At 40.5% G+C, this 9232-nt stretch carries 8 protein-coding genes, 1 rRNA gene and 1 pseudogene; 9 read left to right on the top strand and 1 reads right to left on the bottom strand.

The features are described from left to right. The 8 genes from rrf to hisC all read left to right on the top strand — a co-directional run. A 5S ribosomal RNA gene (gene rrf / locus C3420_RS15745) occupies positions 1–99 on the top strand; the annotation flags it as partial. A 259-nt stretch (positions 100–358) separates the two neighbouring features. Further along, positions 359–1810 carry an RNA polymerase factor sigma-54 gene (locus C3420_RS15740; RefSeq protein WP_048882007.1) on the top strand — a complete coding sequence of 484 codons (1452 nt, stop codon included), beginning with the start codon at positions 359–361 and terminating at the stop codon, positions 1808–1810. 177 nt (positions 1811–1987) lie between these two features. Further along, complete coding sequence (gene hpf, locus C3420_RS15735) at positions 1988–2320, top strand: ribosome hibernation-promoting factor, HPF/YfiA family (protein ID WP_005223166.1); 333 nt, start codon at positions 1988–1990, stop codon at positions 2318–2320. 134 nt (positions 2321–2454) lie between these two features. After that, the gene (gene ibaG / locus C3420_RS15730) at positions 2455–2706 is read left to right on the top strand and encodes a BolA family iron metabolism protein IbaG (RefSeq protein ID WP_004814457.1); all 252 of its coding nucleotides are present in this window, start codon (positions 2455–2457) and stop codon (positions 2704–2706) included. Between the two features lie 7 nt (positions 2707–2713). Then, complete coding sequence (murA, locus tag C3420_RS15725; protein ID WP_103800964.1) at positions 2714–3970, top strand: UDP-N-acetylglucosamine 1-carboxyvinyltransferase; 1257 nt, start codon at positions 2714–2716, stop codon at positions 3968–3970. Beyond that, the gene (hisG, locus tag C3420_RS15720; protein ID WP_071321301.1) at positions 3970–4671 is read left to right on the top strand and encodes an ATP phosphoribosyltransferase; all 702 of its coding nucleotides are present in this window, start codon (positions 3970–3972) and stop codon (positions 4669–4671) included. The genes murA and hisG overlap by 1 nt, the downstream gene beginning before the upstream one ends. 184 nt (positions 4672–4855) lie before the next feature. Next, a complete protein-coding gene (hisD, locus tag C3420_RS15715; protein ID WP_103800963.1) occupies positions 4856–6157 on the top strand; it encodes a histidinol dehydrogenase in 1302 nt (433 codons plus the stop codon). Between the two features lie 181 nt (positions 6158–6338). Beyond that, a complete protein-coding gene (gene hisC, locus C3420_RS15710) occupies positions 6339–7430 on the top strand; it encodes a histidinol-phosphate transaminase (RefSeq protein ID WP_103800962.1) in 1092 nt (363 codons plus the stop codon). 80 nt (positions 7431–7510) lie between these two features. On the opposite strand, the gene pabB is transcribed toward hisC, so the two are convergent. After that, on the bottom strand, positions 7511–8842 hold the full coding sequence (pabB, locus tag C3420_RS15705) for an aminodeoxychorismate synthase component I (protein ID WP_004891544.1): 1332 nt from the start codon (positions 8840–8842) through the stop codon (positions 7511–7513). Positions 8843–9123: 281 nt separating this feature from the next. On the opposite strand from pabB, the pseudogene C3420_RS15700 reads away from it, so the two are divergent. Beyond that, positions 9124–9232, top strand: a pseudogene (locus tag C3420_RS15700) (IS5/IS1182 family transposase); the annotation flags it as partial.

The following is a 9232-nucleotide window of genomic DNA, read 5'->3' as shown; positions in this document are numbered from 1 at the left end:
AGAGTGAACCACCTGATCCCTTCCCGAACTCAGAAGTGAAACCTCTTAGCGCTGATGGTAGTGTGGGGTTTCCCATGTGAGAGTAAGTCATCGCCAGCTCATTATTCTAAACACCCCCTGTCAAATGGCAGGGGGTGTTTTTTTATGTAATTTTTTAATTTATTTCGAATTTTTAAAAGCAAATAAGATCATTTGATAAAAATAAGATACTAATTAATATTAATATTTAAAATGAATAGCTTAAATAGTGCATAAAAAATACAAGGAATTGTATGTAATTTAACAAATCTATGTTATAAAAAAATAAAGCGGCATAAAAATTGCTTATAAAGCGCGGTTTGAATAATGAGGGGTAACAATGAAATTATCAGTGGGCTTAAAAGTTGCGAACTCGCTGTCATTAACTCCACAATTACAGCAAGCAATTCGATTATTGCAACTGTCGAGTCTAGAACTTGAACAGGAAATCCAGTTACAGTTAGATAGTAATCCTTTACTGGAAAAAGTTGAAGAACAATCAAATTTAGAAAGTTTATCTACTTCTGAAGTTGAGCATGACCAAAAAGACTTAACCAATGAATTGAATGCAGATCATTTGCCTGATGATTTGCCTGTGGATACTGATTGGGATGATGTATATACCCATCAGCCCACTAGTTTAGGTGCAGCTGAATACGAAGAACGTGAGGATAATCGGCAGGGACATTTAAGCCTGCAGCAACATCTGATTGAACAGGTAAATCTGCTACATTTTTCTAAAATTGATAAGTTGATTGCACATTGCATTATCGACTCCTTGGACGATAAGGGCTTTCTTGAAGTCGAAATTTCGGAAATTACCACCTCAGTTCAACACTTGTTACAAAGCATGGGCTATGAGGAGGAAATTGAAGATGATGAAGTCCTTGTAGTACTCAAACATATTCAACGATTAGAGCCTATTGGTGTCGGTTCGCGCAATTTGGCTGAATGCCTGATGGTTCAGCTGGATAATTTGTCCGCTTCCACACCTTGTCGTAATGATGCGATCAAGCTGCTACAACACTATGAACTGCTCATTACCAATGAATTACCTCGGCTGATTAAGCAAACTGGTTTGAATCCAGATCAGTTGCGCTGTGCAGTAGATTTACTTAAAACATTAAAACCCCATCCTGGTCTGGAATTTGAAGATCGCGAATCTGATTATCAGGTGCCCGATGTTGTCGTGTTGAAAAAGAATGACTGCTGGCAGGTAATGTTGAATCCTGACGTGATGCCAAAACTACGTGTAAATTCTTTTTATGCCAATATGATCCGTCGTGCTGATCAAAGTGATGACAATCAATATTTAAGAAACCAGATGCTGGAAGCAAAAAATTTCATTAAAAGTATCGATGAACGTCATAAGACTTTGTTAAAAGTAGCCACTTGTATTGTCGAACACCAAAAAGCTTTTTTAGAAATTGGTGCTGAAGGGATGAAACCTCTAGTATTACGTGATATTGCTGAAGAAGTGGAACTCCATGAATCAACAGTTTCCCGGGTAACAACCAATAAATACATGCTGACACCGCGTGGCCTTTTTGAATTGAAATATTTCTTTTCCAGTCATGTCGGTACGACTTCGGGTGGGGAAGCATCTTCAACTGCGATTCGTGCCAAGATTAAAAAATTGATTTCTGAGGAAAATATACGTAAGCCATTGTCGGATAATGCAATTGCCAATATGTTAAAAGAGGAAGGTATTGATGTAGCAAGACGTACAGTCGCTAAATATCGTGAATCGTTACATATTCCTTCATCTTCTGAACGAAAGGTCTTGATCTAAGTTTTAAAATCTGACTATTCTAGAGATTCATCATGACACTATGATGAATCTCTTTTTCTTTTGAGGAACTGTAAAATGATTTGATCCAATTTCTGAACTGTAACCTTGCATTGGTTATTGTCATCGAATCATTTGACTGTGACTCGTCTAATCCTAACGAAGTTGAGGGATAGAACTATGCAAATAACAATTCGTGGACATCATTTATCTATTACGCCAGCAATTGAAGATACTATAAAAACAAAGTTCCAGCAGATGACTAAACATCTGGATCAAGTGAACAGTATGCAGGTTAAACTTTCAAAAGATCATCAGATTGATAAGCGCTCTAAAAAAGGAAGCAGTAATCATATTGCGGAGGCAATTATCAGATTACCGGGAATCGAATTTTTTGCGCATGCCAATGCCGATGATATGTATACCTCGATCAAGCTTTTGACAGAAAAATTAAAAAAACAAATTGATCGATATCGAAAAATGAACCTGGATTATCAGCCATTGGCTTTATAATCGGGCAGAATGGAAAAAGAGGTTTTTAAAAGCCTCTTTTTTTATATATATAATGTATGTGACTAATGAATTATTTTTTTTATTTATAGTAAAATGATTCGTTTTACACCCTTAGTCCTATAAGAGGTCTTGTGATGAATAATGAACAGCTCGCTGAAATCTTAAAAGCCGCGTTCCCAGAGGCTGACATTGCTGTGAGTGGTCAGGGCGGCAAATATGATCTCCGTATTGTGGATGATCAATTCGATGGTAAGCGACCAGTTGCTCGACAACAAGCTGTTTATGCTCCTCTCAATTCTTATATCGCCAGTGGTGAAGTCCATGCCGTAACAATTCGCGCAATGACCAAAGAAGAATGGCGCAAAGCAAGCTTATTTGGAGCTTAATAGATTAATGGATAAATTTTTAATTCAGGGCGGCAATAAGCTCGAAGGTGAAGTGCGTATTTCCGGTGCGAAAAACGCAGCACTTCCACTACTGGCTGCAATGATTCTTGCAGATACTCCCATTACCTTGACCAATGTGCCTAATCTGAAAGATGTAAACACACTGGTTAAACTTATTGCCGGTCTCGGGATCACCATGAAATATGAAGGTGATACTGTTGTTGCGGATACTTCAACCCTGGATAACCAGTTTGCACCATATGAGTTGGTAAAAACCATGCGTGCATCCATTTTGGTGCTTGGTCCATTGCTGGCGCGCTACGGTAGTGCACAGGTGTCCTTACCTGGCGGTTGTGCAATTGGTTCTCGTCCTGTGGATCAGCATTTAAAAGCTTTGGAAGCGCTTGGTGCTGAAATTCAGGTTGAAGCTGGTTATGTCCATGCCAAAGTTGATGGTCGTCTGAAAGGTGGCGAAGTTGTCTTTGACATGGTGACTGTGGGTGGTACCGAAAATATTCTAATGGCGGCTGTGCTGACAGATGGCGTAACGACAATCCGTAATGCAGCACGTGAACCTGAAATTACCGATCTTGCGCAAATGCTGATTAAAATGGGTGCCAAGATTGAAGGTTTAGACACAGATACGCTGATTGTCACTGGTGTTGAAAGACTACACGGCTGTGAATATGCTGTGGTTGCTGACCGTATTGAAACCGGTTCATATCTGGCAGCTGCTGCGATCACGGGCGGTAAAGTAAAAACAACGAATACAGATCCAAACCTGCTTGAATCAGTATTGGAAAAATTTGAAGAAATGGGTGCAGAAGTTACACGTGGTGACGACTGGATCGAACTGGATATGATGGGTAAACGCCCGAAAGCTGTCAGCTTCCGTACTTTGCCGCATCCAGAATTTCCAACAGATATGCAGGCTCAGCTGATGGCAGTGAATGCAATTGGCCGCGGTTTTGCGACAATTTCCGAAACGATTTTTGAAAACCGTTTCATGCATGTTCCTGAATTGGCTCGTATGGGGGCGAATATTCAGGTGGAAGGTAATGATGCTGTGGTGACGGGTGTGGAAAAACTTTCTGCAGCACCAGTGATGGCGACAGATTTACGCGCTTCATTCTCTTTGGTACTGGCAGCGCTTGCCGCTGAAGGGGAAACAGTGATTGACCGTATCTATCATATTGACCGCGGTTATGAAGATGTCGAAGCGAAGTTACAAGGTTTAGGCGCCCAAATTAAGCGAGTAAGTTAATGAGCGATATGAGAAACGATGATCCAAACTTTGACGTAATGGGCAATTTTGATCATGGTTTAACTTTAGCATTAAGTAAGGGCCGTATTTTAAAAGAAACTCTACCGTTACTTGAAACGGCAGGTATTAACCTGCTGGAAGATCCGGATAAGTCTCGAAAGCTAATTTTCCCGACAACCCATAAACACGTTCGTATTCTGATTTTACGTGCTTCTGATGTGCCAACCTATGTTGAAAATGGCGCAGCAGACATCGGTGTGGCAGGTAAAGATGTGTTGATGGAGCATGGCGCGCAAAATGTCTATGAGCCATTAGATCTAAAAATTGCCAACTGTAAACTGATGACAGCAGGCAAGGTTGGTATGGAACGTCCGAAAGGCCGTCTTAAAATTGCGACTAAGTATGTGAATTTAACCCGTCAATATTATGCAAGCCTAGGTGAGCAGGTTGATGTGATCAAGCTTTATGGTTCTATGGAACTTGCACCACTTGTAGGTCTAGGCGATTATATTGTTGATGTGGTCGATACAGGCAATACACTTCGTGCCAATGGTCTTGAGCCACTGGAAGAAATTTGTAAAGTATCTTCACGTTTGATTGTCAATAAAGCCAGCTTTAAGCGTAAACAAGCATTATTGAATCCAATTTTGGCACAGCTTGAACAAGCTGTTGAAGCACGTGAACAATCGAAAAAAGCTTAATTTTTATCGTTCTAAAAGACCGTCTGCAAGGACGGTTTTTTTATATCTAGGGTTTGATAGAGAATTTAGAGAAATCATCAATTTTACCGAATGCTATTTCCAATAAAACTCATGCTCAAGAAAGTAGATAGATAACCACAAAGCCTGTTAAAACAGGTAAACTAATCTTTTCCATATCAACCTTGTGGGTAAATTGATGCGACGTTTATCGACTCAAGATCAAAACTTCAAGCAGGTATTTGCTGACTTGTTAGCTTTTGAAACAGTGAGTGATCCTGAACTTTTAAAAACCGTAGATCAAATCATTGCTGATGTGCGTCAGCATGGTGATGCTCATGTTCTTAAACTTACTCAGCAGTTCGATCGACATCCAGCGCATCAATTTTCAGATCTGGAACTGACTCAAGAACAATTGAAAGCTGCCTTTGATGGTTTAACAGTTGAAGTGCGTGAAGCTTTAGAACTCGCTGCCAACCGTGTACGTGAATTCCACCAAGCACAAAAGCAAGATGGCTGGACCTATGTCGATGCTTTAGGTAATACCTTAGGTCAAAAAGTCACACCACTTGATCGTGTGGGTATTTATGTACCGGGCGGTTTGGCATCGTATCCATCTTCAGTATTGATGAATGCAGTACCTGCCCATGTTGCAGGTGTACCTGAAATTATTATGGTGGTACCTGCGCCAAATGGTGAATTGAATCCATTGGTACTTGCAGCAGCATATTTGGCAGGCGTGACCCGTGTATTTACCATTGGTGGTGCGCAAGCGGTTGCAGCATTAGCCTATGGTACAGAAAGCATTCCATCTGTAGATAAAATCACAGGCCCGGGTAACCGTTTCGTTGCTGCGGCAAAACGTGCGGTATTTGGTCAAGTCGGTATCGATATGATTGCCGGACCTTCTGAAATTCTAGTGTATGCGGAAGGTGAAAATAATGCTGAGTGGCTGGCAATGGATTTATTGTCACAAGCTGAACATGACACGGTTGCGCAAGCAGTATTCATTACACCTGATGAAGCGTTGTTGAATGCAGTTGGTGAATGGATTGAAAAACACTTAGAAGCTTTACCAAAAGCTGAGATCGCACGTACGTCTATCGAGAACCGTGGTGCACTGGTATTAGTGAAAGATCGTGCTGAAGGTGCTGAACTGATTAACCAAGTCGCGCCTGAACACTTAATGCTTTGTTTAGACGAAGCAGAAAAAATGGCTGAAGATATTCGTCATGCAGGTGCCATTTTCGTGGGTCGTTATACGCCTGAAGCGATTGGTGACTACTGTGCAGGTCCAAACCACGTATTGCCAACCTCAGGTACAGCACGTTTTTCATCACCACTTGGTGTATATGATTTCCAAAAACGTTCAAGCCTGATTATGTGCTCTGAACAAGGTGTGAAAACTTTAGCGAAAACTGCAGACATTTTGGCGCAAGAAGAAAATCTTGATGCACATGCACGTTCTGCACGTTATCGTTATCAGTAATTAAAAATATAAAACCTCTCCCTAACCCTCTCCTGAGCAAGTTTTAAAGCAGTGCTTTAAAACTTGCTCAGGAGAGGGAGATTACATGATTGAATTAATTATCTAGTAAAGCAATATGTAAGAGTTTGGAGATCCCTCTCCCTTCGGGAGGGGTTAGGAGAGGGCTAATAAGAGAACAAAGATGTCAAAGATCACTACAGAACAAATGCGTTTTTGGAGTCCTGAAGTACGTGAGTTAGAACCGTACACACCGGGTGAACAACCAAAAATCCAAAATCTTTTAAAATTAAACACTAACGAAAACCCATATCCGCCGTCACCGAAAGTGGTGGAAGCAGTCCAGAAAGTATTGGCAAATGGTGCAGATGTTTTACGTTTGTATCCTGACCCTGATGCCTCTGAACTGAAGCAAGCGATTGCCAAACAGCAAAGTGTGCCAGTTGAGCAAGTCTTTGTCGGCAATGGTTCGGATGAAGTTTTAGCGCATATTTTCAAAGCATTCTTCGTTCAAGAATTGCCATTGCTCTATCCAGATATTACCTACAGTTTCTATCCTGTATACAGCCAGTTCTTTGGTGTCGAAACCAAAGTATTGCCGCTCAATGATGATTTTGAAATTGTAGTCGATGACTATAAACAGCCAAATGGCGGCATTATTATTACCAATCCAAATGCACCAACCAGTATTGCACTGGGTTTATCTGCAATTGAAGAAGTGCTTCAAGCTAATCCAAATTCGGTTGTGGTGATTGATGAAGCCTATGTGGATTTTGGTGCTGAATCTGCGGTGGCGTTGGTTGAGAAATACGACAATTTGGTAGTATGCCAAACCACGTCTAAGTCCCGCTCATTAGCAGGTCTACGGGTCGGTTTTGCGATTGCGCAGCCACATTTAATTGCAGCATTGGAAGCGGTTAAAAACAGCTTTAACTCTTATCCAATGGATCGTTTTGCCATTGCAGCAGCAGTAGCTTCCTTTGAAGACCAAGCTTACTTTGAAGCGCAAAATGCCAAAGTGATAGCGAGCCGTGAGAAATTGACAGCACAGTTAAAAGAACTTGGATTTAAAGTTTTACCATCGGCTGCCAATTTCATTTTTGCATCATTCCCAAGCAAAGATGCAGGTGAGTTAGCATCTGAATTACGTGAACATGGTATTATCGTGCGCTATTTTAATAAGCCACGTATCAATCAGTTCTTACGTATTACTATTGGTACAGATGAGCAGAATCAACGTTTGATTGATACATTGAAAAATGAGATTTTGATTTAAGTGAATCTATCCCTTGCGGAGCAATGCTCATCAAGGGGTGAGATTCATAAAAAAACGACTCAATTGAGTCGTTTTTTTATTTATTCAGGTGTGTACCAAGTATTGAGTAGATTCAACATAGCTTCGACTTTATCAAAACATTCTTGGTATTCGGCATCGCAGTCTGATGAAATGGTAATCCCGCCACCAGCCCATAGTGACATCTCATTTTGGTATTTCTGTATTGAGCGGATCAGAATATTCCAGGAACCAGTTCCATCAAAATTAAAATACCCCATTGAGCCACAATATGCACCTCGTGGCGCATCTTCAAGTTCTTCAATAATCTGCATGGCACGGATTTTAGGTGCACCAGTAATAGATCCGCCAGGAAGGGCGGACATTAAAACATTAAATGGATTTACATCTTTTTTTAATGTAGCTTGTACCTCACTAACCATATGATGAACTTGATTAAAGCTTTCAATATTGAACAGCTTTGGTGTTTTAACTGAGCCAGTTTCCGCATAAACACTTAAATCATTACGTAATAAATCCACGATCATCACATTTTCAACTTGATCTTTCTCAGAATTTTTTAAGGTCTGTTTGGACTGCTCATCCAATATTGGATCTATATAACGCGGCATCGTGCCTTTGATCGGTTTGGTAATAATCCGTCGCTCAGATTGAAACTCAATAAACAGTTCTGGTGAACAACTTAACAGCTCAAACTCACCTACGCGTAAATAACCAGCATAAGGTGCATTGGTTAGCTGCCAAAATTGTTCTGCTGTAGCTAACACAGAGCCTTTAGCTTGTGCTGAAAATTCTTGAGTCAGGTTGATCTGATAACAATCACCAGCTTTGATATATTCCTGAACCTGACTGAAAGCCTCCTGATAAGCCGATTTATTCCAACGCGCTGTACATGGAGAAACTAAATTAAATTCAGACTTATCCTGGAATTGATCAAGTAAAGCCTGAATCTGCTGAAAAATATGTTTCGCTTGAGGATCACTACTTTTAAAAATCCATCCTTGAGGGTTGAGTTCTAAATAAGTAGAGAATTGCCCAATAAAAAGTGCTGGCTGCTGGCGCTGTCTATAATGAACTTGCTGCTGAGCTGCGTAGTCATAAGAAATGAATCCTACAAAGCCGCCATTAAATCTTGTAGAGTCCGAGGTTGATTTAGACGTGAAATTAATAGTTAAATCTGGCGCAACGACTTCATACTGATTAAAAGAAACAGCCTGATAAGTTTGTATAATATCATCCTGTATAACTGTATAACGTTCAGCACAGCAGGCAATAAATGGCGTACCGTTGTCATATAAATATACAGCATGATCCAGGGAGCGCAATGCTTCCAAAATGGCATGCGGGGAACTATTTGAAGCAGACAGGAGATGTTGAAAAGTTAGGCTATGCATTCAGTTTAAAGCATTCAAGAGACTGAGATGATTCTATCTCAATTATCAAGAAAAATGAGGTAGAACTTGTATATACCGTTTATCGGTGAATAACGAAATGCGACCAACAACAGTTGAACAAAAAATGACACGCAGCTAATTTAGGGGGGCGAGCAAATCACTCAAGGATTAATTGTTCGTGCTGTCGTAAAATAAAAATACATCATGGACAAAGAGTGATTCACAACGGCTTTGTTGCACAAACCTATCTGTAAAGGCTTTTTTAGCGATATAATTTTCAAATGAAGAAGCCTACACACAAAATCTACCGCACAACCAATTGGCCCGCATATAACCGAGCACTCATGAGTCGCGGAAATATTGCCATTTGGTTTGATCCTGCTACGCAAT

The sequence above is a fragment of the Acinetobacter sp. ACNIH3 genome, from assembly GCF_002918965.1.
GTDB classification, from domain to species: domain Bacteria; phylum Pseudomonadota; class Gammaproteobacteria; order Pseudomonadales; family Moraxellaceae; genus Acinetobacter; species Acinetobacter schindleri.
The sequence above is the reverse complement of the archived record's forward strand: the minus strand, read 5'-3'. Positions and strand labels throughout refer to the sequence as shown.

Bases quoted from the DNA above. Each gene is read 5' to 3' on its own strand.
- C3420_RS15740 (WP_048882007.1), top strand. From the start codon at position 359: ATGAAATTATCAGTGGGCTTAAAAGTTGCGAACTCGCTGTCATTAACT.
- hpf (WP_005223166.1), top strand. From the start codon at position 1,988: ATGCAAATAACAATTCGTGGACATCATTTATCTATTACGCCAGCAATT.
- ibaG (WP_004814457.1), top strand. From the start codon at position 2,455: ATGAATAATGAACAGCTCGCTGAAATCTTAAAAGCCGCGTTCCCAGAG.
- murA (WP_103800964.1), top strand. From the start codon at position 2,714: ATGGATAAATTTTTAATTCAGGGCGGCAATAAGCTCGAAGGTGAAGTG.
- hisG (WP_071321301.1), top strand. From the start codon at position 3,970: ATGAGCGATATGAGAAACGATGATCCAAACTTTGACGTAATGGGCAAT.
- hisC (WP_103800962.1), top strand. From the start codon at position 6,339: ATGTCAAAGATCACTACAGAACAAATGCGTTTTTGGAGTCCTGAAGTA.
- pabB (WP_004891544.1), bottom strand. From the start codon at position 8,842: ATGCATAGCCTAACTTTTCAACATCTCCTGTCTGCTTCAAATAGTTCC.